General features: G+C 61.1%; 22 protein-coding genes and 1 tRNA gene. 13 read left to right on the top strand and 10 right to left on the bottom strand.

Going from position 1 to position 24,157, the window contains the following annotated elements; genetic code table 11:
- Nucleotides 1–110: 110 nt before the first annotated feature.
- Nucleotides 111–1,250 carry a 23S rRNA (guanine(1835)-N(2))-methyltransferase RlmG gene (rlmG, locus tag QDT79_RS01320; protein WP_107227071.1) on the top strand — a complete coding sequence of 380 codons (1,140 nt, stop codon included), beginning with the start codon at nt 111–113 and terminating at the stop codon, nt 1,248–1,250.
- Between the two features lie 34 nt (nt 1,251–1,284).
- Here rlmG and QDT79_RS01315 read toward each other — a convergent pair whose 3' ends face one another.
- Nucleotides 1,285–3,306 carry an oxidoreductase gene (locus QDT79_RS01315; protein ID WP_308316135.1) on the bottom strand — a complete coding sequence of 674 codons (2,022 nt, stop codon included), beginning with the start codon at nt 3,304–3,306 and terminating at the stop codon, nt 1,285–1,287.
- 425 nt (nt 3,307–3,731) lie between these two features.
- On the opposite strand from QDT79_RS01315, the gene QDT79_RS01310 reads away from it, so the two are divergent.
- The gene (locus QDT79_RS01310; RefSeq protein ID WP_308316134.1) at nt 3,732–5,351 is read left to right on the top strand and encodes an ABC-F family ATP-binding cassette domain-containing protein; all 1,620 of its coding nucleotides are present in this window, start codon (nt 3,732–3,734) and stop codon (nt 5,349–5,351) included.
- A 15-nt stretch (nt 5,352–5,366) separates the two neighbouring features.
- Here the strand turns inward: QDT79_RS01310 and pdxR are convergent, their stop codons facing one another.
- Nucleotides 5,367–6,857 carry a MocR-like pyridoxine biosynthesis transcription factor PdxR gene (pdxR, locus tag QDT79_RS01305; RefSeq protein ID WP_107227069.1) on the bottom strand — a complete coding sequence of 497 codons (1,491 nt, stop codon included), beginning with the start codon at nt 6,855–6,857 and terminating at the stop codon, nt 5,367–5,369.
- Between the two features lie 121 nt (nt 6,858–6,978).
- Between pdxR and QDT79_RS01300 the strand changes: the two genes are divergently transcribed.
- The 3 genes from QDT79_RS01300 to QDT79_RS01290 are packed head-to-tail and all read left to right on the top strand — an operon-like array spanning nt 6,979 to nt 11,011.
- A complete protein-coding gene (locus QDT79_RS01300; protein WP_063988632.1) occupies nt 6,979–8,244 on the top strand; it encodes a 4-aminobutyrate--2-oxoglutarate transaminase in 1,266 nt (421 codons plus the stop codon).
- Between the two features lie 12 nt (nt 8,245–8,256).
- Complete coding sequence (locus QDT79_RS01295; protein WP_308316133.1) at nt 8,257–9,711, top strand: NAD-dependent succinate-semialdehyde dehydrogenase; 1,455 nt, start codon at nt 8,257–8,259, stop codon at nt 9,709–9,711.
- Between the two features lie 58 nt (nt 9,712–9,769).
- Nucleotides 9,770–11,011: an aromatic amino acid transport family protein gene (locus QDT79_RS01290; protein WP_063988633.1), complete on the top strand. Its 1,242-nt coding sequence runs from the start codon at nt 9,770–9,772 to the stop codon at nt 11,009–11,011.
- Nucleotides 11,012–11,084: 73 nt separating this feature from the next.
- On the opposite strand, the gene yfcF is transcribed toward QDT79_RS01290, so the two are convergent.
- Nucleotides 11,085–11,720 (bottom strand): glutathione transferase, encoded by a 636-nt coding sequence (gene yfcF, locus QDT79_RS01285; RefSeq protein ID WP_308316132.1) that lies wholly within the window; start codon nt 11,718–11,720, stop codon nt 11,085–11,087.
- Nucleotides 11,721–11,890: 170 nt separating this feature from the next.
- Between yfcF and QDT79_RS01280 the strand changes: the two genes are divergently transcribed.
- Nucleotides 11,891–12,607, top strand: a complete 717-nt coding sequence (locus QDT79_RS01280; RefSeq protein ID WP_063988635.1) for an HPP family protein — start codon at nt 11,891–11,893, stop codon at nt 12,605–12,607.
- Here the strand turns inward: QDT79_RS01280 and aac(6') are convergent, their stop codons facing one another.
- Nucleotides 12,608–13,048, bottom strand: coding sequence for an aminoglycoside 6'-N-acetyltransferase (gene aac(6') / locus QDT79_RS01275; RefSeq protein WP_308316131.1), 441 nt, complete (start codon nt 13,046–13,048; stop codon nt 12,608–12,610).
- Nucleotides 13,049–13,221: 173 nt separating this feature from the next.
- Here aac(6') and QDT79_RS01270 point away from each other — a divergent pair, with 173 nt between their 5' ends.
- Both QDT79_RS01270 and QDT79_RS01265 read left to right on the top strand, forming a co-directional pair.
- Nucleotides 13,222–13,449 carry a hypothetical protein gene (locus tag QDT79_RS01270; RefSeq protein WP_130017736.1) on the top strand — a complete coding sequence of 76 codons (228 nt, stop codon included), beginning with the start codon at nt 13,222–13,224 and terminating at the stop codon, nt 13,447–13,449.
- A gap of 265 nt (nt 13,450–13,714) precedes the next feature.
- Nucleotides 13,715–13,936, top strand: coding sequence for a hypothetical protein (locus QDT79_RS01265; RefSeq protein ID WP_063988638.1), 222 nt, complete (start codon nt 13,715–13,717; stop codon nt 13,934–13,936).
- A gap of 106 nt (nt 13,937–14,042) precedes the next feature.
- On the opposite strand, the gene QDT79_RS01260 is transcribed toward QDT79_RS01265, so the two are convergent.
- Nucleotides 14,043–14,118: transfer RNA gene (locus QDT79_RS01260), tRNA-Ile, on the bottom strand.
- 146 nt (nt 14,119–14,264) lie between these two features.
- Here QDT79_RS01260 and mug point away from each other — a divergent pair.
- On the top strand, nt 14,265–14,753 hold the full coding sequence (gene mug, locus QDT79_RS01255) for a G/U mismatch-specific DNA glycosylase (RefSeq protein ID WP_063988653.1): 489 nt from the start codon (nt 14,265–14,267) through the stop codon (nt 14,751–14,753).
- Nucleotides 14,754–14,769: 16 nt separating this feature from the next.
- On the top strand, nt 14,770–15,222 hold the full coding sequence (locus tag QDT79_RS01250; protein ID WP_080473362.1) for a nuclear transport factor 2 family protein: 453 nt from the start codon (nt 14,770–14,772) through the stop codon (nt 15,220–15,222).
- A gap of 56 nt (nt 15,223–15,278) precedes the next feature.
- Here the strand turns inward: QDT79_RS01250 and rpoD are convergent, their stop codons facing one another.
- The 3 genes from rpoD to rpsU form a co-directional block, all read right to left on the bottom strand.
- Entirely contained in the window at nt 15,279–17,120 is a 1,842-nt protein-coding gene (rpoD, locus tag QDT79_RS01245; RefSeq protein ID WP_063988654.1) for an RNA polymerase sigma factor RpoD, read from the bottom strand.
- Nucleotides 17,121–17,277: 157 nt separating this feature from the next.
- Entirely contained in the window at nt 17,278–19,029 is a 1,752-nt protein-coding gene (gene dnaG, locus QDT79_RS01240) for a DNA primase (RefSeq protein WP_063988655.1), read from the bottom strand.
- A gap of 136 nt (nt 19,030–19,165) precedes the next feature.
- A complete protein-coding gene (gene rpsU, locus QDT79_RS01235) occupies nt 19,166–19,381 on the bottom strand; it encodes a 30S ribosomal protein S21 (RefSeq protein ID WP_001144069.1) in 216 nt (71 codons plus the stop codon).
- A 325-nt stretch (nt 19,382–19,706) separates the two neighbouring features.
- Between rpsU and tsaD the strand changes: the two genes are divergently transcribed.
- The gene (gene tsaD / locus QDT79_RS01230) at nt 19,707–20,720 is read left to right on the top strand and encodes a tRNA (adenosine(37)-N6)-threonylcarbamoyltransferase complex transferase subunit TsaD (RefSeq protein WP_004937199.1); all 1,014 of its coding nucleotides are present in this window, start codon (nt 19,707–19,709) and stop codon (nt 20,718–20,720) included.
- A gap of 30 nt (nt 20,721–20,750) precedes the next feature.
- Here tsaD and plsY read toward each other — a convergent pair whose 3' ends face one another.
- Nucleotides 20,751–21,395, bottom strand: coding sequence for a glycerol-3-phosphate 1-O-acyltransferase PlsY (plsY, locus tag QDT79_RS01225; RefSeq protein WP_063988657.1), 645 nt, complete (start codon nt 21,393–21,395; stop codon nt 20,751–20,753).
- Between the two features lie 107 nt (nt 21,396–21,502).
- Here plsY and folB point away from each other — a divergent pair, with 107 nt between their 5' ends.
- Together folB and bacA are read left to right on the top strand one after the other, a co-directional pair.
- Entirely contained in the window at nt 21,503–21,862 is a 360-nt protein-coding gene (gene folB / locus QDT79_RS01220) for a bifunctional dihydroneopterin aldolase/7,8-dihydroneopterin epimerase (protein ID WP_019453081.1), read from the top strand.
- Between the two features lie 132 nt (nt 21,863–21,994).
- The gene (gene bacA / locus QDT79_RS01215) at nt 21,995–22,819 is read left to right on the top strand and encodes an undecaprenyl-diphosphate phosphatase (protein WP_004937204.1); all 825 of its coding nucleotides are present in this window, start codon (nt 21,995–21,997) and stop codon (nt 22,817–22,819) included.
- A 39-nt stretch (nt 22,820–22,858) separates the two neighbouring features.
- Here bacA and QDT79_RS01210 read toward each other — a convergent pair whose 3' ends face one another.
- Nucleotides 22,859–24,103 carry a multifunctional CCA addition/repair protein gene (locus QDT79_RS01210; RefSeq protein ID WP_197816945.1) on the bottom strand — a complete coding sequence of 415 codons (1,245 nt, stop codon included), beginning with the start codon at nt 24,101–24,103 and terminating at the stop codon, nt 22,859–22,861.
- Nucleotides 24,104–24,157 lie beyond the last annotated feature (54 nt).

Below are 24,157 nucleotides of genomic sequence, written 5' to 3'. Positions count from 1 at the left end.
TGCTGTTTTTTCGCTCAAATCCTGACATACGCAATTTATCCGAAAAAACATTTTACTGACGGGCGTTTTTAGGGGATAAACAGCCCAAATTTTATCAGTCAGGAGGGGCAATGAGCCAACTCGATCTGGGAACACAGCAACTTGAGCTGGAGCGTTATCCCCAACAGGAAGAATCCACCCAACTGCAGGCGTGGGAAGCGGCGGACGAATATCTGCTGCAACAGCTTGAAAACGTAGATATCGGCGGCCGCCCGGTGCTGATTTTCAACGATAACTTCGGCACCCTGGCCTGTGCGCTGCACGCGCATCGCCCTTACAGCGTCAGCGACTCGTACATGAGCCAGCTGGCGACGCGCCACAACCTCAAGCTCAACGGTCTGGATCCTGAGCAGGTCACGCTGTTGGACAGCCTGGCTGAGCTGCCGGCGGCGCCGGCGGTGGTGCTGATTCGCGTGCCGAAGGCGCTGGCGCTGCTGGAGCAGCAGCTGCGCGCGCTGCGCCACGTTGTGACCGAAGACACGCTGATCGTCGCCGGCGCCAAAGCGCGCGACGTGCATACCTCGACGATGCAGCTGTTCGAAAAGGTGCTGGGCCCGACGCGCACCAGCCTGGCGTGGAAGAAAGCGCGCCTGATCTTCTGCCAGGTGGCGGACATCGTCCCGCCGGCGGCAGCGGAAACCACCGACTGGACGCTGGACGGCACTGATTGGCTTATCCACAACCACGCTAACGTCTTCTCGCGCGGCAGCCTGGATATCGGCGCGCGCCTGTTCCTGGATCATCTACCGCGTGGCCTGAACGGCCATATCGTCGATCTGGGCTGTGGCAACGGCGTGATTGGCCTGACGGCGCTGGCGCAAAACCCGGAAGCGCAGGTGACCTTTCTCGATGAATCTTACATGGCGGTGGCCTCCAGCGAGCTGAACGTGGAGCACAACCTGCCGCAAGAGCTGGATCGTTGCCAGTTTGAGGTGAACAACGCGCTGGCGGGCATCGAGCGCGAAAGCGTGCAGGCGGTGCTGTGTAACCCGCCGTTCCACCAGCAGCACGCCATTACCGATCACACCGCCTGGCAGATGTTCTGCGACGCCAAGCGCTGCCTGCAGGTGGGCGGCGAATTGCGCATCGTCGGCAACCGCCACCTCGACTATCACCAGAAGCTCAAGCGTCTGTTCGGCAACTGCACGCTGGTAGCCTCGAACAAGAAGTTCGTGATCTTGAGAGCGGTGAAATCCGGCGCGCGTCGCTGAGCGTGATGACCAAGGGGCGCTGTGCGCCCCTTTCTTACAGCGCCATCGCCAGCCGCGTACCCTGATCGATCGCGCGGCGGGCGTCCAGCTCGGCGGCCACGTCGGCGCCGCCGATCAGATGTACGGTTTTCCCCATCGCCAGCAGCGGTTGCTGCAGTTCGCGGCGCGGTTCCTGCCCGGCGCAGATGACCACCGTGTCTACCGGCAGGCAGCTGTCCTGCTCGGCGCGGGTGATGTGCAGCCCTTCGTCGTCGATCAGTCGATAGCTGACGCTATTGAGCATCTTCACGCCGCGCATTGCCAGGCTGGCGCGGTGGATCCAACCGGTGGTTTTCCCCAGGCCTTCGCCCACCTTGCTGGTTTTGCGCTGTAACAGGTAGATTTGCCGCGCGGCCTGTGGCGCCTGCGGCCCTTGCGCCGCCAGCCCACCGCGCTGCTCAAGGCGGCCGTCGATGCCCCATTCGCGGTTGAATTCCGCCTGATCCAGGCTGCTGGACACGCCATGCTGGCTGAGGTACTCGGCGGTGTCGAAGCCGATGCCGCCGGCGCCGACGATCGCCACCCGCTGGCCGACCGGTTTTTTATCGCGCAGCACGTCCAGATAGCTCAGCACCTTGGCGTGCCCGATGCCGGGAATATCCGGGGTGCGCGGCACGATGCCGCAGGCGAGGATCACTTCGTCGAATTCGCTTAAATCCGCCGCCTCGACCTTGACGCCCAGCCTGACCGTCACTTCGCGCAGCGCCAGTTGGCGGCGGAAGTAACGCAGGGTTTCATGGAATTCTTCCTTGCCGGGGATCTGCTTGGCGATGTTGAACTGGCCGCCGATCTGCTCGGCGGCGTCGAACAGCGTCACCTGATGGCCACGGCTGGCGGCGGTGGTGGCAAAGGCCAGTCCGGCGGGGCCGGCACCGATCACCGCCAGCTTTTTCGGTTTTTCCGCCATCGTCAGCGGCATTTCGGTTTCACGGCAGGCGCGTGGGTTGACCAGGCAAGACGTCAGTTTGCCTTCAAAAATCTGGTCGAGACAGGCCTGGTTGCAACCGATGCAGGTATTGATCTCGTCGGCGCGTCCCTCGGCGGCTTTCCGCACAAAGGCGGCGTCGGCGAGGAACGGGCGCGCCATCGACACCATGTCGGCGCAGCCGTCCGCCAGCACCTGCTCGGCCACCGCCGGATCGTTGATGCGGTTGGTGGTGATCAGCGGAATACCCACCTTGCCCATCAGCTTGCGGGTCACCCAGCTGAACCCGGCGCGCGGCACCATGGTGGCGATGGTCGGGATGCGCGCCTCGTGCCAGCCGATGCCGGTATTGATGATCGTGGCGCCTGCCTGTTCGACCGCCAGCGCCAGCTGTTCGATCTCCTGCCAACTGGAGCCATCCTCCACCAGATCGAGCATCGACAGCCGGTAGATCAGAATGAATTCCGCGCCCACCGCCTGGCGCACCGCCCGCACGATCTCGACGGCGAAGCGCATGCGGTTGGTGAAGCTGCCGCCCCAGCGATCGTCGCGCTGGTTGGTGCGCGCCGCCAAAAATTGGTTGATCAGGTAGCCTTCGGAACCCATCACCTCAACGCCGTCGTAGCCGGCCTGTTGCGCCAGCGCCGCGCAGTGGGCGAAGTCGGCGATGGTCTGCTCGATCTCCGCTTCACTCAGCGCGCTTGGCGCGAAGGGATTGATCGGCGCCTGCAGCGCGGAAGGGCCCACCGGGTGCGGTTGATAGCTGTAGCGGCCGGCATGCAGGATCTGCAGCGCTATCTTGCCGCCCGCGCGATGAACGGCCTCGGTGACCGGCCGATGGTGAGGCAGCTGCGCCTCGCTGTTGAGGGTGGAGCCGCCGCGATACACCACGCCTTTGTCGTTGGGCGCGATGCCGCCGGTGACGATCAGGGCCACGCCGGCGGCGGCGCGCTCGGCATAGAACGCGGCCAGGCGCTGCGGGCCGTCGGGCAGCTCTTCCAAGCCGGTATGCATCGATCCCATCAGCACCCGGTTTTTCAGGGTGGTGAAGCCGAGATCCAGCGGCGCCAGCAGGTGAGGGTAATTGCTCATTGCACTCTCCATCGTTCATCCCCCGCCTCTTTCAACCTGCAGCGTTGTTGCCTGCGTTCGCTCGCCCCAGTCACTTACTTGAGTAAGCTCCTGGGAACGCCCGAACTTGCCACCTAGCTGCAGGTTGAAAGCGATTGGGGATGAGCATCTGTTATTATTATGTGAACACAAGTGGTCGGATGAGATAAATCTAGCCGTTGTCGCGCCGCTTGGGAATCTGCGTTGTGCCGAATGTGATAGACGTCATGAATCTCAGGCAACGTTTGCATAACCAACAAAAGATCGGTTAACCTTTGCGCGTTGCAAATTCCTTCTCTCTGCGGAGCCATAACCGAAAATGAACAACCACACCTGTTGATATCTGGTCCCACGCTGTGCGCTCCCGCGCCCTGTGGGGATGTTTTTGATCTCATTCAGGAGTGCTTATGGCTCATTTTGCGCAGTCCCCTTATTTCGTTTTACATCAACTGACCTGCCAATTTGCTGACGGCGAAACGCTGTTCGGCCCGCTGGATCTCGCTTTCGATCGGCAGCGCTGCGGCCTGGTGGGGCGCAACGGCGTCGGCAAAACCCAGCTGCTGCGCCTGATCGCCGGGCGGGATCGGCCGGGCAACGGGCACGTTGAATCCCATGCCGCATTGGCTTACGTTGCGCAGCAGCCGGAGATCGCGGCGGGCACCACGCTGGCGCAGCTGCTGGGCTACGGCGAGGTCTTCGCCGCGCTGGCGCGCATCGAGCAGGGGCGGCCGTTGGCGGACGATATCGATCGTCTGGAAGGACGCTGGGATCTCAAAGATCGTCTGCAAAGCGCCTTCGCCGCCGCCGGGCTACCAGCCTTCGATCCGCTGCGAGCCGCGTGCGACTTGAGCGGCGGCGAACGGATGCGCGCGGCGCTGTGCGGCGCTTTTCTAGGGGAGGCGGATTATCTGCTGTTGGACGAACCGACCAATCACCTCGACAGCGCCGGGCGCGCCTGGCTGTATCAGCAGTTGGATCAGTGGCGCGGCGGGCTGCTGATCGCCAGCCATGACCGGCAGCTGCTGGGGCGTATGGAGCGCATTGTCGAACTGACGCCCGGCGCGCTGCGCAGCTACGGCGGCAACTACGACGACTACCGGCGCCAGCGCGATACGGAGCAGCAGGCGGCGCGCGCCGATCTGGAGCATGCGCGCGAGGAGCGCCGCCGCACCCGCGCCCGCCAGCAGAAAGAGCACGACATGAGCCAGCGACGCTCGGCGCAAACGCTACGCGTCGTCGATACGCTGAATATCGCCTCTTTCGAGCGGGTGGCCTACAAGTCGGCGGCGAAGGAGAGCCTCGGCACGCTGCGCAAACAGCATCAGGAGCAGCGCGACAGCCTCGATTCGGCGGTGCGCGAGGCCTATCAGCGGGTGGAAGACGAGCAACCGGTGTTGCTGGCGCTGCCGGGCAGTGAAGTGAGCGCGAACAAGCAGGTGCTGGTGCTCGAGCAGCTGCAGCTGCCGTTCGTCAGCGCGCCGCCGCTGGATCTGCGGATCGACGGCCCGATGCGCGTGGCGTTGACCGGCCCCAACGGCTGCGGCAAATCCACCTTGCTGAAGACCATCCTCGGTCAGCTGGCGGCGCTTTCCGGCCATTGTCATTGCCCGCTGTCGACGGCCTACCTCGATCAAACCCTGTCGCAGCTCGACCCGAGTCTGTCGGTGATGGACCATCTGGGGCTGCAGGATTCGCCGCTGGTGGAAGGCGCGTTGCGTACCCGGCTGGCGCAGCTGCAGCTTGGTGCGGATCGCATCGCGCTGCCGCTGGGCTCGCTGAGCGGCGGCGAACGGCTCAAGGCGGCGCTGGCCTGCGCGCTGTGGCGGCGACAACCGGCGCAGCTGCTGTTGCTGGACGAACCGACCAACCACCTGGATCTGGCGTCGTCGCTGGCGATCGAAACCGCCCTGGCGGATTTCCCCGGCGCGATGCTGGTGGTATCGCACGACGAAGACTTCCTGCAGGCGCTGCGGCCGACGCACCGCCTGAACCGGCAGGCGGACGGCTGGCGGCTTAAGGCCTGGTAACGCGGGAAGGCGGCCCTAAGGGGCCGCCTTTTTCATCTCGGGCGCGTTAATGCACGCCAGCAGCTGGGTGAAGGCCGCGGCCATCTGCTCTTCCGGTACGCAGGCAAACCCCATCAGCAGGCCGCGCCGGCGGTTGGGCAGCATATAGTAGCGCGACAGCGGCCGCACCAGCACCCCGTGCGCGGCGGCAGCGGCGGCGATCGCCACGTCGTCGGCCTCGTCCGGCAGATTGAGGATCAGGTGCAATCCGGCGTTGCTGTTGAACTCGCTGAGCGCCTGTTTGCCGAGGTGCTGTTCGATCAATCCGGTCAGAAAGGCGCGCCGCCGGGCGTACAGCAACCGCATGCGGCGGATATGCGCGGTGTAGTGCCCCGCCTGAATAAACTCCGCCAGCGCGCTCTGGATCAGCAGGTGCCCGCCGCGGTACAGCTCGGCGTGGGCGGTTTTCAACGCCTGCACCAGCGGCGGCGGCAACACCACATAGCCGAGGCGCAGCGCCGGGTAGAGCGTCTTGCTGAAGGTGCCGATGTAAATCACCGGCGCATCGGCCTCCAGCCCTTGCAGCGCCGGGATCGGTTGGCCGGAAAAGCGAAATTCGCTGTCGTAGTCGTCCTCGACGATCCAACCACCGGCGTTGCGCGCCAGCGCCAGCAGCCGTTGGCGCCGCGCCAGGCTCATCACCGAGCCGAGCGGATACTGGTGCGACGGGGTCACGAAGATCAGCCGCGGCGGGGTGGTCGGCTGCTCCGGCGGAACCAGCCCGGCTTCGTCCACCGCCAGCGGGCAGATATTCAGCGCATTGATGCGCAGGATATTGCGGATCCCCCAATAGCCCGGCTCTTCGATCCAGGCGTCATCCCCCGGATTGCACAACATGCGCGTCACCAGATCGATCGCCTGATGGATGCCTTCGGTGATCAGGATCTGTTCCGGCGAGCAGTGCACCGAGCGCGCCACCCGTAAATACTCCACCAACGCATGCTGCAGCTCCGGGCTACCGCCCTGATTGCTGTAGGTCAGCCGTTGCGGCGCCGGACGGCGGCTGAGCCTCGCCTGGATCTTGCTGAACAGCTGATGGGGAAAGGCGTTGACGTCGGGCACGCCGGGAATGAACGCCCCCCACTGTTTGGGGCTGGCGCTGGCGTGGTGCAGCAGCGTGGCGCCGCGCTCCGACAGTTCGACGCGGCGCGGTTGCCCGCTGCCGTTCGCCGGGGCGCCGCCGGTGGAGAGGCAGCTGTCCGGCACCGTGTCGGCGACGAAGGTGCCGCTGCCGGCGCGCGCCGACACGTAACCTTCCGCCAGCAGTTGTTCATAAACGGTTAATACAGTGTTGCGGGATAGGCTGAGCTCCTGCGCCAGATCGCGCGAGGCGGGCAGGCGGCTGGAGGGCGGCAGGCTGCCGTCGAGAATGCTGGTGCGGATCGCGTTGTAAAGCCGCTTGTGCAGCTTGTCATCGGGCTGTTCGCCAAGGCGCTGCAGCAACAGGTCACCACTCAATGAGCGCAATTGGATCCCTCAATTATTCGTAACTGGCACTCGATTATAGGGCCACATCCTGTGTAAATAAACGTCATTGTTTCACGAATGTGAACGAAACGTGTAACTGGCACCGACCGGAGAGAACAGCATGAAAAACGCAGAATTGAACCAACGCCGTCAGGACGCCACCCCGCGCGGAGTGGGCGTGATGTGTGGTTTTTACGCCGAGCGCGCAGAGAACGCTACGCTGTGGGATGTGGAAGGCAAAGAAGTGATCGATTTCGCCTCGGGGATCGCCGTGCTGAACACCGGCCATCGCCACCCGAAGGTGATCGCCGCGATTGAAAAGCAGCTGCAGGCCTTCACCCACACCGCCTATCAGATCGTTCCTTACGAAAGCTATGTCTCGTTGGCAGAGCGCATCAATCAGCGCGCGCCGATCGCCGGCCCGTGTAAAACCGCCTTCTTCACCACCGGCGCGGAAGCGGTGGAAAACGCGGTGAAGATCGCCCGCGCTTACACCGGCCGCCCGGGCTTGATCACCTTCGGCGGCGGTTTCCACGGCCGCACCTACATGACCATGGCGCTGACCGGCAAAGTGGCGCCTTACAAACTGGGCTTTGGCCCATTCCCCGGCTCGGTGTTCCACGGCCAGTACCCGAACGCGCTGTACGGCGTGACCACCGAAGACGCGATGAGCAGCCTGGACCGCCTGTTTAAAGCGGATATCGATCCCAAGCAGGTGGCGGCGATCGTGCTGGAGCCGGTGCAGGGCGAAGGCGGCTTCAACGTGGCGCCGGCCGAATTCATGCAGGCGCTGCGCGCGCTGTGCGACCAGCATGGCATCCTGCTGATCGCCGACGAAGTGCAGACCGGCTTCGCCCGTACCGGCAAGCTGTTCGCCATGGAGCACTACAGCGTTAAACCGGATCTGATCACCATGGCGAAAAGCCTGGCGGGCGGCATGCCGCTGTCGGCGGTGGCGGGCCGCGCCGAGGTGATGGACGCGCCGGCGCCGGGCGGGCTGGGCGGCACCTACGCCGGTAACCCGCTGGCGGTGGCCGCGGCGCATGCGGTGCTGGACGTGATCGAAGAAGAGCAGCTGTGCCAGCGCGCCCAGCGCTTGGGGCAGCACCTGGTGGAAGTGTTGCAGCAGGCGCGCAAAACCAGCCCGGCGATCGCCGATGTGCGCGCACAAGGCTCGATGGTGGCGGTGGAGTTCAACGATCCGGCCACCGGCAAACCATCTGCCGATATCACCCGTCAGGTGCAGCAGAAGGCGATGGAAGAAGGGCTGCTGCTGCTGAGCTGCGGCGTGAACGGCAACGTGATTCGCTTCCTGTACCCGCTGACCATCCCGGACGATCAGTTCACCAAGGCGATGGGCATCCTGTCTCGCGCGCTGGCCCACTAAGGAGCGAACGGCATGAAATTGAACAATCCCGAGCTGCTGCGCAGCCAGTGTCTGATCAACGGCGAATGGTGCGATGCCCTGAGCGGCAAGCGCGAAGCGGTGATCAATCCGGCCACCGGCGCCGAACTGGTCAGCATTCCGCTGGTCAGCGAAGAGGAAACCCAGCAGGCGATCGCGGCGGCGCAGCGGGCGCAAAACGAGTGGAAACAGCTGACCGCCAAGCAGCGTTCCGCGCTACTGCTGGCCTGGGCCGACAAGGTGCTGGCCGCACAGGAAGATCTGGCACAGCTGATGACCGCCGAGCAGGGCAAATCGCTGGCGGAAGCGCGCGGCGAAGTGGCGTACGCCGCGTCGTTCATCACCTGGTTCGCCGAAGAGGCCAAGCGGGTGGACGGCGCGGTATTGCAGGCGCCGCAGGCTTCGCAGCGCCTGGTGGTGGTGAAGCAGCCGATCGGCGTGTGTGCGGCCATCACCCCGTGGAATTTCCCGGCGGCGATGATCACCCGCAAGGTGGCGCCGGCGCTGGCGGCCGGTTGCGCCATCATCGTCAAACCGGCCGAGCAAACGCCGTTGACCGCGTTGGCGTTGGCCAAGCTGGCGCAGGACGCCGGCATTCCCGCCGGCGTGTTGCAGGTGGTGACCGGCGAGGCAGCGCAGGTGGGCAAGGTGCTGTGCGACAGCCCGGTGGTGCGCAAGCTGAGCTTTACCGGCTCGACCGAGGTCGGCCGTATCCTGATGGCGCAGTGCGCGCCGAGCATCAAGAAACTGTCGCTGGAGCTGGGCGGTAACGCGCCGGTCATCGTGTTCGACGACGCCAATCTGGACGCGGCAGTGGCGGGCATCATGGCCTCCAAGTTCCGCAACAGCGGCCAGACCTGCGTCTGCGCCAACCGCATCTACGTGCAGGACGGCATCTACGAACGACTGGCGGAGAAACTGGTGGCGGCGGTCGAGCAGCTGAAAGTCGGCGACGGCAGCCAGGAAGGCACGACCCAGGGGCCGCTGATCGACAGCGATGCGGTGGCGAAGGTGCAGAGCCATATCGACGATGCGCTGATCAAAGGAGCGCAGATCGCCACCGGCGGCCAGCCGCACGCGCTCGGCGGCACCTTCTTCCAGCCGACGGTGGTGACTGGCGTGACGCAGAAAATGCGCTTCGCCAAAGAAGAGACCTTCGGGCCGGTGGCGCCGCTGTTCCGTTTCCATGACGAGGCGGAAGCCATCGCCATGGCCAACGACACCGAATTCGGCCTGGCCGCCTACCTGTTCACGCAGAACGCTGCGCGCCAGTGGCGGGTGCCGGAAGCGCTGGAGTACGGCATGGTCGGCATCAACACCGGGTTGATTTCCAACGAAGTGGCGCCGTTCGGCGGCGTGAAACAGTCAGGGCTCGGGCGTGAAGGATCGCGCTACGGGATAGAAGAATATCTGGAGCTGAAATACCTGTGTATCGATGTGAGCTGTTGAGCGTCAGGACGTTAACCCATCCCGGCGGCCAGCGTCGCCGGGCGATAAAGGATGATGCATGTCTGATAATATCTCTGTTTCTCCGGCGCTTGCCGCCGGGGTGCGAGCACCTGCACCCGCCAAATCGTTAAGTTTCCTCGAAGGGGTGGCGATGATCGTCGGCACCAACATCGGCGCCGGCGTGCTCTCCATCGCCTACGCTTCCAGCAAGGCCGGTTTCCTGCCGCTGCTGTTCTGGCTGGTGCTGGTGGGGAGCCTGACCACCATCACCATGCTGTACGTCGCCGAATCCACGCTGCGCACCCGCGCGCATCTGCAGCTGAGTGGGTTGGCGAAGCGCTACGTCGGTGGCCTGGGCGCCTGGCTGATGTTCGCTTCGGTGTGCGTCAACAGCGTCGGGGCGCTTACCGCTTATATGACCGGCAGTGGCAAGCTACTGCAATCGCTGTTCGGCATCTCGCCGGCGCTGGGCAGCTTGCTGTTCTTCGTGCCCGCCGCCGGCGTGCTGTACCTTGGTTTGAAAGCGATCGGCCGCGGCGAGAAGTTCATCAGCATCGGCATGGTGGTGATGTTGACCGCGCTGGTGGCGGCGACGCTGCTGAAAGACACCACCCAGATGCGCAACCTGCTGGACGGCGACTGGCGCTATATGGTGCCGGTGTTCAACGTGGTGGTGTTCTGCTTCTCGGCGCAGTATATCGTGCCGGAGATGGCGCGCGGCTTTGCCGACAAGCCGGAGCAACTGCCGAAGGCGATCATCGTCGGCATGGTCGTGACCTTCATTTTGCTGGCGGCGGTGCCGATGTCGGTGATCGCGCTCAGCGGGCTGGATGGCATTTCCGACGTAGCCACCATCTCCTGGGGCCAGGCGCTGGGGCAGTGGGCGTTCTTCTCCGCCAACATCTTCGCGCTGTGCGCGATGCTGACCTCGTACTGGGGATTGGGCGGCAGCTTCCTGACCAATATTTTCGACAAGTTCCGGCTGGGCAACGACGAGCTGCCGCTGCGCCGCTTCGGCGTACTGCTGCTGGTGGTGGTGCCGCCGTTCGTACTGGCCTACAGCGGGCTGGTGTCGTTCGTCAACGCGCTCTACTTCGCCGGGGTGTTCAGCGGGGTGATCCTGTCGATCATGCCGATGCTGATCCTGCGCGGTGCGCGCAAACAGGGCGACCAGACCCCGCGCTGGCAGTGCAACTGGATCACGCACCCGTTGCTGCAGGTCAGCATTGTGTTGCTGTACCTGGCCAGCGCGGTGTACGCCATCGCTTCATTGTTAGGCTATCTGCCCTCTGGATGGTGATTTGCCTTCCCTCAAGCAGTGATGTTGTTTCTCGGCATTGAGAACGGCGGCGTCGTGGCCGCCGATTTTTTTCTCAGGCGCGCCGTTTTTCCGACAACGCCAGCCAGGCCTGCACCGACGGGCGCTGCCACTGCTTGTGCGCATAGTGGCGCACGCGCTCCGGCACCACATCACCGTGCATCACCAGCCGGTTGAGCATCAGCGCCAGATCGGTGTCGGCGATGCACCACTCCCTGAACAGATTGTCTTGCCCGTGGCTCAGCAGTTTTTCCACGGCGGCGATCAGCTTGCGCGCGGCCTCTTGCGCGGCTTCGGACAGCGGCGGGAACTTGCCGTTGTTGAACACCACCTCGGTCGAACGCTCGGCGCGGATCGGCAGCAGATCGCTGCGCAGCCAGGCCTGGATCTCGCGCGCTTTGGCGCGCAGCTTCACGTCGCGCGGGTATATGGCGTGGGCCGGGTGGATGTCTTCCAGGTATTCGGCGATCGCCGAAGACTCTGAGAGCTGGAATTCGCCGATCGCCAGCGTCGGCACCCGGCGGGTCAGCGACAGCGCCGCGTAGGCCGCCTCTTTGTTCTCTTCCTTCGCCAGGTCCACCGTCTTCACGGTGAACGGAATGCCTTTTTCCGTCAGCACGACAAAGGCGGACATGGCGTACGGGCTGAAAAATTCACTGTCGGTGTAAAGCTCGATGATCGGTTGAGACATCGGCGGTTCCTCGGGGTTAAAGGGGGAACATTCATCATTGTCGAGGGGAGGCTAAAAATCAATCTGTTAGCTAAAAGTTCTTGGGCGGCGTGGTTTACGGCGCCGTGAGTTCCTTCAGGATGATGTGATATATTTGTTGCCAACACGTGAATTGAGCCGTATTGGGTAACATGAAGACGCAGTGGATAGAAAGAGTGAAAGTGGGATGCGCGCGCCTGTGGCCGCACCCGCTGGCGGTGGGCAAGCGAGAGATGCTGATTTCCAGCGTCGGCGCCGGTTTGGGGCTGATGCTCGCCGGCTGGATCAGCCACTTTATTTTGGGCGAGGTGAACCTGTGGTTTATCGCGCCGATGGGCGCTTCGGCGGTGCTGCTGTTCGGCGTGCCCAACAGCCCGTTGGCGCAGCCCTGGTCGATCGTCGGCGGCAATGCGCTGGCGGCGACGGTGGGCGTCAGCGCCGGTCTGCTGATCCCCGATCCGGGCCTGGCCTGCGGCGTCGCGGCGGCGGTGGCCATCGGCCTGATGTTCAAGCTGCGTTGCCTGCATCCACCCGGCGGCGCGGTGGCGTTGACCGCCATCCTCGGCGGCCCCGGCATTCACCAGATGGGCTATGACTTCGTACTGTATCCGGTGCTGCTGAACTCGGTGCTGCTGGCGGCGCTGGCCATTCTGTTCAATAACCTGGCCGGGCGACGCTACCCGCACGCGCTGGCGCCGGCGGAGGCCAAGCCGGCCAATTTGCCGATCGATGCCGTTTCCATCACCCGCGCCGATTTGCATGAGGCGCTGATGGAGGGGGATCTGTTCGATATCGACGAGGACGATCTGCAGGAGATCCTGCTGCGCGCCGAGCAGTTGGCGCATCAGCGGCAAAGCAAAATCGCCTGATCAGCCCAGCGTTTTGCGGTAAAACACCACCCGCTCCGTTTCGGCAAAGCCCAGCGCCACGTGCAGGCGCTGGGAGTCCAGATTAGCGATGTCGGTATCCGACGCCAGCTCGCTGCACCCCTGCTGCTTCGCCCACTCCTGCACCTGCGTGATCAAGCGCGCCGCCCAACCCTGGCGGCGCGCGCGCTCGACGGTATAAATCCCTTCCAAAAACGCCACCGGTGACGATTCGCAGCCGTTGACGTAATCGTAACGCAGCGCGACCTCGGCAAAGCCAACGAAAGCGCCGTCCAGCCCCCGCGCCATAAACGCGGTGTGGTGTGGCGAAGCCAATATTTCGCGCATCTCCGCGCGGTGCACTTCCTGCGGGCAGGTGGGCCACAGCGCCGAGCGCAGCGCCAACCAGGCGTCGAGGTTGTCGTGGTCGCAGTTGACGATCATGCAGGGGCCTTATGAGTCAGAATAAATCAGGAATGCCGAAAGAGAAGTGTGGCACGGCGGCGGGAAACAAAAAAGCCATTATGGCGGGGCTCTCTAAGAGGATGAAAGAGATGTGTTAATATTTTAAGCGAAGTTGCTATAGGGTACGGCCAGCTCACTGATAAGGGATTGCTATGGATGCGAAAGCCGTAGCTCAAGGAATTATTGAACAGGCCGCCGTTTCTTCGCGTCGTTTGCGGGAACTGTCTCCCTCAACGTACCATAAGCTCACCCCACGAAATCTGGACATGATCTACTTTCTGGCGGAGGAGTATCTTGAACCCTTTGTTGCCTATACCAGCAAATCGAAAATGTTCTGTGAAGGTATGAATCATGGGCTATCTAAAGTCTTGGGGCAGTAAGCTCGGTAAAGGATTGTCGCACCTTGTGGAAGTGATTTTGGGCGGGGTATTTTCTGTCGCTGCGTTTGGCTCACTGTTCTGGTTCGACGAAGGGTGGCAACGAATTCTGAGCGCGGCAATATTCCTGTTGCTGGTGTTTGTCACTATTGCTTTGTGTAGCCTTGTGAGAAGCGAGCGATAGCGGATTGATCAATCAAAAGCCAGCGGTTGGATTTTAACTAATGATCAAGTGATGATGACTTCCTATCGTTAAGTAAGAAAATCAATGAACTGGCTAAAATCCTTTCTTGTGAAGTTCACTAAGTTTGTTGGTCACCAAACGGCCGATCTGGCCGAGTCCGTTATCATTGGCCTTTTCTCCATTGCGGCCTTTGTTGCCTTGTTCTGGTTTGACGAGTGGTGGAAATCTATCGCTGCGGCTATCGTGATTTTCTTTGCCGGCTTTCTGGTGAGTCTGGCTATAGGCTGGTTAAGAGGGGAAAGATAACTGATAGTGCCGGCATACTGCCGCCATTTTGCCGCCACTGTGAGCACGAAATAAAAAAGCCACTTCGAGAAAAGTGGCTTTTTTATATGATTTTAAAGCTAAAATTTGGTGGCCCCTGTTGGGTTTGAACCAACGACCAAGCGATTATGAGTCGCCTGCTCTAACCACTGAGCTAAGGGGCCAAGCCGCGAGATTATAGGGAATCCTTAAGCGGCGGTCTACTGTTACCCGCCCGTATGTTGCTTTTCTGCACAGTTCTAGCCTGTTGTAATTGCTGGCGGATTTTGCGATAACCGCAGTAAATCCCTGCAATGGACTCACGACACTCATGGAACTTCTGGCGCCCAATCTGCGGGTGGTGTTTTGCGGCATCAACCCCGGCCTTTCTTCCGCCCATCAGGGCTATCCTTTCGCCAACGGCAGCAATCGCTTCTGGAAGGTGATCCATCAGGCCGGCTTTACCGAGCGCCAGCTGGCGCCGGAGCAGTGGCAGCAGCTGAAGGACAACGGCTGCGGCATTACCGCGCTGGTGGCGCGCCCGACGGTGGCGGCCAGCGAGCTGTCGCGCGACGAGTTGCGCAGCGGCGGTGAGGCGCTGCAAGAGAAGATCCTGCGCTATCAGCCGCGCGCGCTGGCGATTTTGGGCAAGCAGGCGTTCACCACCGCCTTCGGGGTGAAAAACGCGCCCTGGGGCAAGCAGACGCTGATGCTGGGGGAAACCGAGGTGTGGGTATTGCCCAACCCCAGCGGATTGAACCGCGCCACGCTGGAGCAACTGACCGCCAGCTATCGCGAGCTGTTCCTGGCGCTGCAATGACATAAAGGAGTATGCTATGACATCGATGATGAAAGGTTGTGTGATGGCGCTGTTATTGGTGACCGGCGCTGCACAGGCGGGGCATTCGCCGCAGGAAGCGCGCAACAAGCAGAACGTGCTGGAGTTTTATCGGCAGGGGCTGAACAACAAGGATTTTGCGGCCGCGCGACCATTTTTAGGCGAGCAGTACAAGCAGCATAACCCTAATGCCAAAGACGGCGTGGCGGGCTTTCGTCAATTTGTCGAGCTGCTGAAAACGCGTTACCCCAACTCGCACAGTGAGGTTAAACAGGCGTTTGTCGACGGCGACTATGTGATCCTGCATGTCGAGGTCAGCGGGCGCGAGGCCGGCAAGACCGCGGCGATCGTCGATATCTTCCGTCTCGACGCCGCCGGAAAAATCGTTGAACACTGGGACGTGACGCAGCCGGTGCCGGAGAAGACCGCCAGCGGCAACAGCATGTTCTGAGGCATAAAAAAACCCCGGCAGGCCGGGGTTTTTGTTTTTTGGGGCGGCAGCCGGACTTAGTCGTCCAGGAAGCTGCGCAGCACTTCGGAGCGGCTTGGGTGACGCAGCTTGCGCAGCGCCTTGGCTTCGATCTGACGAATACGCTCACGGGTTACGTCAAACTGCTTGCCGACCTCTTCCAGCGTGTGGTCGGTGTTCATGTCGATACCGAAACGCATGCGCAGCACTTTCGCTTCGCGCGCGGTCAGGCCGGCCAGCACGTCGTGGGTAGCGGAACGCAGGCTTTCCGACGTCGCGGAATCCAGCGGCAGCTCGAGGGTGGTGTCCTCGATGAAGTCGCCCAGATGCGAATCTTCGTCGTCGCCGATCGGCGTTTCCATCGAGATTGGCTCTTTGGCGATCTTCAGCACCTTGCGGATCTTGTCTTCCGGCATCAGCATGCGCTCGGCCAGCTCTTCCGGCGTCGGCTCGCGGCCCATCTCTTGCAGCATCTGGCGCGAAATACGGTTGAGCTTGTTGATGGTCTCAATCATATGCACCGGAATACGGATGGTGCGCGCCTGATCGGCGATGGAGCGGGTGATAGCCTGACGGATCCACCAGGTGGCGTACGTCGAGAATTTGTAGCCGCGGCGGTATTCGAACTTGTCTACCGCTTTCATCAGGCCGATGTTGCCTTCCTGGATCAGATCCAGGAACTGCAGGCCGCGGTTGGTGTATTTCTTGGCGATGGAAATAACCAGACGCAGGTTGGCCTCAACCATCTCTTTCTTCGCGCGGCGGGCTTTCGCTTCACCGATCGACATGCGACGGTTGATGTCTTTGACCTGCTCGATGGTCAGGCCGGTTTCTTCTTCGATCTGACGCAGTTTCTGCAGGCTGCGCTGCACGTCTTCAGCCACGTCTTTCAGTTTTTCCGACCATGGCTTGGCCATCGCCAGTGCGGCTTCGAACCAGGAATCGCTGGTTTCGTTGCCGGCGAACAGGGTGACGAAGTTCTTCTTCGGCATTTTGCACTGTTCAACGCACAGCTTCATGATGATGCGTTCCTGGGTGCGAACGCGATCCATCATGGTGCGCATGCTGTTGACCAGGAAGTCGAACTGCTTCGGCACCAGGCGGAACTGCTTGAACACTTCAGACAGCTTCAGGATCTCTTCCGCGGCGCTGGCATGGCTGCGGCCGTTCTTCTTGATCACCAGACGGGTCGTTTCGTACTGATCGCGCAGATCGGCGAACTTCTGACGCGCCAGCTCAGGATCGATGCTGTTGTCGTCTTCGGTGTCGTCGTCTTCGTCGTCTTCATCTTCTTCGTCGTCGTCTTGCTCTTCGCTCGACAGCTCAGAACCGATGTGGGTGGCGGTAGGGGCGATGTCCTCTTCCGCGTTAGGATCGACGAAGCCGGTGATCAGATCGGACAGGCGCGCTTCGCCCGCTTCGACGCGATCGTACTGCTCAAGCAGGTAGGTAATGGCTTCCGGGTATTCGGCAACCGAGCACTGCACCTGGTTGATGCCGTCTTCGATGCGCTTGGCGATGTCGATTTCGCCTTCGCGCGTCAGCAGTTCGACGGTACCCATTTCGCGCATGTACATGCGCACCGGGTCGGTGGTGCGGCCGATTTCGGATTCCACGCTGGACAGAACCTGTGCGGCGGCTTCTTCCGCATCTTCGTCCGTGCTGTTCGAGTTTTCGGCGAGCAGCAGGTCATCGGCGTCCGGTGCTTCTTCCATCACCTGGATGCCCATGTCGTTAATCATCTGGATGATGTCTTCGATCTGATCGGAGTCGACGATATCTTCCGGCAGATGGTCATTGACCTCAGCATAGGTCAGATAGCCTTGCTCCTTACCACGGGTGACAAGTAGCTTCAGCTGTGACTGCGGGTTTTGCTCCATAAGACGGTATCCACACTTCAGAGTATTTAGGTTGGTGTCGGTCGGCGAAACCGCCAACAATAGCATTTGGGGCGTTTTCGTTATCGCCGCGGCCCACTATGGCGGCACTGTGCAGGGCTCTGCCCTCGCAATTATCGGCACTTAAGCCGTTTGGTATTCAGTTTTTCTTTCCAGCTCTTGACTCGTTGATCATACGAACTTCTTCTCGCTCTGAGGGGCTCAAGCCCTGCGTACGGGAGAGTGCCAGTAACTCTTCTAACCGTTGTTCGAGCACAGAGTCGAACATATGATTCAGGGAGTCCAGAAAGGTTCTTTCTGCAATCTCTGTATCTGATATATCGTTCCAGGCAGACAAAGTTTCAAGGTTAGCGCTGAACTTTGTATCCCGATATTCTTCCAGAATCTGGCCCGTTTTTATTCCAGGTTGAGCCAGGCAAAGGCTCACCAGCTCGCTGAACAGCGGCAGGCCTGGTAGTTTGGCGTGTTGCAACCCTTCAAGAGAAGGTACAAGTGTAGCCAACTGCGGATTTTGCACCAGTAACCCTATCAGTATACGCATGGTTGTGCGTTTTAGCTGGGGCGCCTGATAAGGATGCGCATTTTCCGCCTGCTTGGGCATCAGCTTGTCGAGCTGGCTGTCGTCCAGCAGCCCCAGCTTGTTGCCGAGCTCCTGGCGCAGGTACAAGCGCAACGTTTCGCCCGGCACCTGAGTAATCAGCGGCAGCGCCAGCGTGCTCAGCTTGGCGCGCCCGTCCGGGCTGCTCAGATCCACCTGCGGCAGCAGGCTTTCGAACAGGAACGTGGACAGCGGCTGCGCCTGCTCCATTCGCTGTTCGAAGGCTTCTTTGCCTTCCTGGCGCACCAGGGTGTCCGGATCTTCGCCGTCAGGCAAAAACATGAACCGCAGCTGGCGCCCGTCGTTCAGGTACGGCAGCGCGGTTTCCAGCGCCCGCCAGGCCGCTTCGCGGCCGGCGCGGTCGCCGTCGTAACAGCAGACGACGTTGTCGGTGGCGCGGAACAGCAGCTGAATGTGTTCAGCCGTCGTCGAGGTTCCGAGCGAGGCGACGGCATAATCGATGCCGAATTGCGCCAACGCCACCACGTCCATATACCCTTCCACCACCAGCAGCCGCTGGAGGGTAGGGTGGTTCTGCTGTGCTTCATACAGGCCATACAGCTGGCGGCCCTTATGGAAAACTTCGGTTTCCGGCGAGTTCAGGTACTTCGGCATACCGTCGCCCAATACGCGGCCGCCGAAGGCGATCACGCGCCCGCGTTTGTCGCGGATGGGGAACATCACCCGTTCGCGGAAACGGTCGTACGAACGCCCCTGATCGTTAGTCACCAGCATGCCGGCATCGTTCAATGCGCGGCGCGAGTCGGCGTCGCGGCCGAAACGCTTCAGGGCGTTGTCCCATCCCGCCGGCGCGAAGCCAATGGCGAAATGGCGAATAACGTCGTCACTTAATCCGCGCTGCTGCAAATAGCTGCGCGCCGGTGCCCCGGAGGACTGCTGCAGTGACTGTTGATAGAACGCGCTGAGCTGCTCCATCAGTTGGTACAGGCTCTGGCGCTGATGGCGTTCGATCTGGGTTGGCCCGGTGCCCGCTTCGTAAGGCACTTCCAGCCCGTGCATGGTCGCCAGCTCTTCGATGGTTTCGACAAACTCGAGTCGGTCGTAATTCATCAAAAAATCGACGGCGTTGCCGTGCGCACCACACCCAAAACAGTGATAAAACTGCTTTTCGCCATTAACGGTAAAGGAAGGCGTCTTTTCGTGGTGGAACGGACAGCACGCGTGGTAGTTCTTGCCTTGCTTCTTGAGCTTCACGCGGGCGTCGATCAGATCGACGATGTCGGTGCGAGCCAGCAAGTCATTGATAAATACGCGCGGAATTCGTCCAGCCATAAGCCCTTACTTCATTAGCCTATAAACGAGAACAAGCCGCGCATTCCTTTCGGAAAGCACGGCCTTCGTATGCAACTACTCGGTCTGCGCGATTTTGAAAATCAGAAATTCACGCGGTGGGGTTGCCCCCGAAGAATTAATACAGACGAGTGCGGCGTGCGTTTTCGCGAGCCAGTTTCTTCGCGTGACGTTTCACAGCAGAAGCTTTAGCGCGTTTACGTTCGGTAGTTGGTTTTTCATAAAACTCACGACGACGAACTTCAGCTAAAACACCCGCTTTCTCGCAAGAGCGTTTGAAACGACGCAGAGCAACGTCAAATGGCTCGTTTTCACGTACTTTAATTACCGGCATGTGCCTCTCACCTCAATAAAATTCGGTTTGTTGCTGGCCAAGCGCCAGCCTTTTCAAAATGGTGCGGAATTTTACTCCAATGGATGCTGCTTTGTAAAGCACCACAGCAAATTGAAACCCGCGTCGCTCTGCCGCAACGTGCGCAATTTTGCACCGGGCGCTGATTATAGACTAATCAGAAAAAAATGCTCGTCTTTAATCGCCTGGGCCTTTTCTGGATGAATCATCGACATAGGTGCGAGCCGGTGACAAGATGCGCCGCGCTGGCGGTAAATGCGGCGGAATGTGGTAGACTGGCGGCCGCACGTGAATGATGGGAAATGTAATGCGAGTACTGGGTATAGAAACGTCCTGCGATGAAACCGGAATTGCAGTGTATGACGATCAAACCGGTTTGTTGGCCAACCAATTATACAGTCAGGTGAAGCTGCACGCCGACTACGGTGGCGTAGTGCCGGAACTGGCCTCTCGCGATCACGTGCGCAAAACCGTGCCGCTGATTCAGGCGGCGCTGAAAGAGGCCAACCTGACCCCGGCCGACATCGACGGCGTGGCCTATACCGCAGGGCCTGGCCTGGTGGGCGCGCTGCTGGTCGGTGCTACCGTGGGGCGCGCGCTGGCGTTCGCCTGGAACGTGCCGGCAGTGCCGGTGCATCATATGGAAGGCCACCTGCTGGCACCGATGCTGGAAGACAATCCGCCGGCGTTCCCGTTCGTCGCGCTGCTGGTCTCCGGCGGCCACACTCAGCTGATCAGCGTCACCGGCATCGGTGAGTATGAACTGCTGGGCGAGTCGATCGACGATGCCGCCGGCGAAGCGTTCGACAAAACCGCCAAGCTGCTCGGCCTGGATTATCCCGGCGGGCCGATGCTGTCGAAGATGGCGCAGCAGGGCACGGCGGGGCGCTTCACCTTCCCGCGGCCGATGACCGATCGTCCGGGGCTGGACTTCAGCTTCTCCGGGCTGAAAACCTTCGCCGCCAACACCATTCGCTCCAACGGCAACGACGATCAGACGCGTGCCGACATCGCCCGCGCTTTCGAGGATGCGGTGGTAGATACGTTGGCGATCAAATGCAAACGTGCGCTGGAGCAAACCGGCTTCAAACGCCTGGTGATGGCCGGCGGCGTGAGCGCCAACCGCACGTTGCGCGCCAAGCTGGCAGAGATGATGCAGAAACGCGGCGGGGAAGTGTTCTATGCTCGCCCGGAATTTTGCACCGACAACGGCGCGATGATCGCCTATGCCGGCATGGTGCGCCTGAAGAGCGGCGCCAACCCGGAGCTGAGCGTTTCGGTGCGGCCGCGCTGGCCGCTGGCGGAACTGCCTGCGGTATAAAGCAAAGGGCCGGATAATCCGGCCCTTCTGTTATTCGTCTTTCGGCTGGTCGCCGTTATCCGCATCCGCGTCGTTTTTCTTCTTGCGGAACTTGCCCCAAATCTTGCCTTCCTGGCCGCGCCACAGGCGCTGGATATTGTCGTGATGCCGCATCAGGATCAGGCAGGAGAGCATCGCCACCGGGAAGGTGAACTGCGGTTTGAACCACCAGACGTAGAACGGGGCGATCAGCGCACTGACGATAGCGCCGAGCGAAGAGTAGCCGCTGAGCAACACCGTCAGCAGCCAGGTGCCGGTCATCAGGCCGGTCAGATCCCAACCGATAGGCGCGATGGCGCCAAACGCCGTCGCCACGCCTTTACCGCCGCGAAAGTGGAAGAATACCGGATAGATGTGCCCCAGGCAGGCGGCGATCGCCGTCAGGCCGAGGTACAGCGGCGGCACATCGAGTTTGTAGGCCAGCCAGACCGGCAACATCCCTTTCAGAATATCGAACACCAACACCGCCGCCGCCGCCAGCCGGCCGCCGATGCGCAGGACGTTGGTCGCCCCGGGGTTTCCTGAGCCATGCTCACGCGGGTCCGGCAGCCTGGCGATCCGGCAAACCAGGATCGCGCTCGAAATCGAGCCGCACAGATACGCGAAGATAATCATGCCAAGCGCGGTAGCACTCATAACGCGGTTCCGTTTAATAATGGTCGTTTTACTCGCAACATCTATGGATAATACGCACATTCCGCTGGAAGTGGTATCCGGCAAGGCCAAAAACAGAGAATGACGTGATGGATATCGTATTTATTGAAGAGCTTACCGTAATTACCACCATTGGCGTTTATGAGTGGGAACAGGGCATTCGTCAGAAGCTGGTGTTCGATATCGAAATGGGCTGGGATAACCGGCCGGCCGCCGCCAGCGATGACGTAACCGACTGTCTGAGCTATGCCGACGTCAGCGACGCCGTGATCCAGCACGTGGAGTCGAACCGCTTCGCGCTGGTGGAACGCGTGGCGGAGGAAATATCCGAAATTTTGCTTCAGCGCTTCAATTCCCCCTGGGTCCGTATTAAGGTCAGCAAACCGGGCGCTGTAGCACATGCCAGTCGGGTCGGCGTGATCATTGAGCGCGGCACTCGTCCCGCATAATTTTATGTCATCTGCTTGCAACGAAAGACCGTTAACCTGGTCTTAATCCTGAGAATTGTTTTAGCGGCATTGTCTTTAAGCATTGCCGCTTTTTTATGTGATAGCCGTTATTTTATGGGGTGATCGAAGCACATGGCTGACATGCATTCACTGTTTATTGCGTTTGTTCTTGGGGTTGTTGAGGGGTTAACCGAATTTCTGCCGGTGTCTTCCACCGGGCATATGATTATCGTTGGCGAGTGGCTGGGCTTTACCGGCGACAAAGCCAAAACCTTTGAAGTCATCATCCAACTGGGGTCGATCCTGGCCGTGGTGGTGATGTTCTGGCGCCGGCTGTTCGGCCTGATCGGCATCCATTTCGGCGGCAAGCCGGTGGAGCACGAGGGCAAAACCAGCGGCCAGCTGAAGCTGGGGCACATCCTGTTGGCGATGATCCCGGCGGTGGTGCTGGGTCTGGCCTTCCATGATTTCATCAAGTCGCTGTTCGCGCCGAAAAACGTGATGTACGCGTTGGTGGTCGGCGGCCTGCTGCTGCTGGCAGCGGAATGGCTGAAGCCGAAGAAACCGAGCGCGGAAGGGCTGGATGACATCACCTATCGCCAGGCGTTCATGATCGGCTGCTTCCAGTGCCTGGCGCTGTGGCCGGGCTTCTCCCGTTCGGGTTCCACTATCGCCGGCGGTATGCTGGTGGGCGTGAATCGCTATGCGGCGTCCGAGTTCTCCTTCATTTTGGCGGTGCCGATGATGATTGGCGCCAGCGGCCTGGATCTGTACAAGAGCCTGCACTTCCTGACCTGGGGCGATCTGCCGATGTTCGCCGTCGGTTTCGTTACGGCCTTCGTGGTGGCGCTGATTGCGATCAAGACCTTCCTGTCGCTGATCAAGCGCATCTCGTTCGTGCCGTTCGCCATCTACCGCTTTATCGTGGCGGCCGTGGTTTACATGGTATTCCTGTAAGCCCGACGCCAAGAAAAAACCCCGCTCTGCGGGGTTTTTTTATGCCTGATCGTTGAGGATAGTTTGATTGAGCTTCCAGTCGGCCAGCGCCTGCTGGCGGCGGCGTTTGAGCTCATCGCGGATCGCGGTGCCCTGCAGCCCGCTGGCGACCACTTCTTTAATAGATACCGCGTTCGCCACCTGATACGCCTGGCGCAGATAGTCTCCCTGCGGATAAGGGTTCTCCTCAAAGCCGGTGCGGCCACGCGCGTCCGCTTCGCTGGTCAGGATCATCTGCTCCAGCCTTTGGGGCTTGCGCCAGACGTCGATGGCGTCGAACAGCTTCAGCAGGGTTTCCGGCCGCAGCTTGTTCACGGTGTGGATCAGATCATGGTACTCGGCCACCAGCTTGCTCAGATCGCGCACCGGGTTGGGCACCCGCAGTCGCTGGCACAGCGCTTCGACCAGCCGCACGCCCGCCGGGCCGTGGCCGTGGTGATGCGGCCAGAACTCTTTCGGCGTCAACCCCTTGCCGAGGTCATGGCACAGGGTGGCGAAGCGCACGTCCACCTCCGGCGTGAGGCGGGCGGCAATCGCCAGCGCCATCAGCGTGTGCACGCCGGTGTCGATCTCCGGGTGCCACTTGGCGGGGGCCGGAACGCCGAACAGCGCGTCGATTTCCGGGAACAGCACCGCCAGCGCATCACAGTCGCGCAGCACCTGAAAATAGACCTGCGGGCTCTGGCTTTGCAGCGCCTTTTCGGTTTCCTTCCAGACGCGTTCGGCGGTCAGCGCAGCCAGTTCACCGCCGTGCGCCATTTGGCGCATCAGGGCGAGCGTTTCGTCGGCAATGTGAAAACCCAGGTGGGCGAAGCGGGCATTGAAGCGGGCCACGCGCAGTACGCGCAGCGGATCTTCGCCGAACGCGTCGGAAACGTGGCGCAGCACGTGCGCCTGCAGATCGGCCACGCCGCCGTAAGGGTCAATCAGTTCCCCTTCGGCGGAGCGGGCGATGGCGTTGATGGTCAGATCGCGCCGCAGCAGATCTTCTTCCAGCGTGACGTCCGGCGCGGCATAGCAGGTAAAACCGGTGTACCCCTGGCCGGATTTGCGCTCGGTGCGCGCCAGCGCGTACTCCTCATGAGAATCGGGGTTGAGGAACACCGGGAAATCTTTGCCGACCTGTTGGTAGCCCAATGCCAGCAGCTCCGCCGGCGTGGCGCCCACCACCACCCAATCATGATCGACTACCGGGATGTTGAGCAGGCTGTCGCGAACGGCGCCGCCGACCAGATAAATCTGCACTGTTGACTCCTGAATATCGTGTAAGGCTCTGTCTATCAGATTACATGAATTGGC

The organism is Serratia marcescens (genome assembly GCF_029846115.1).
Taxonomy (GTDB): Bacteria; Pseudomonadota; Gammaproteobacteria; order Enterobacterales; family Enterobacteriaceae; genus Serratia; species Serratia marcescens_L.
This window is presented reverse-complemented; position numbering and strand designations above follow the sequence as displayed.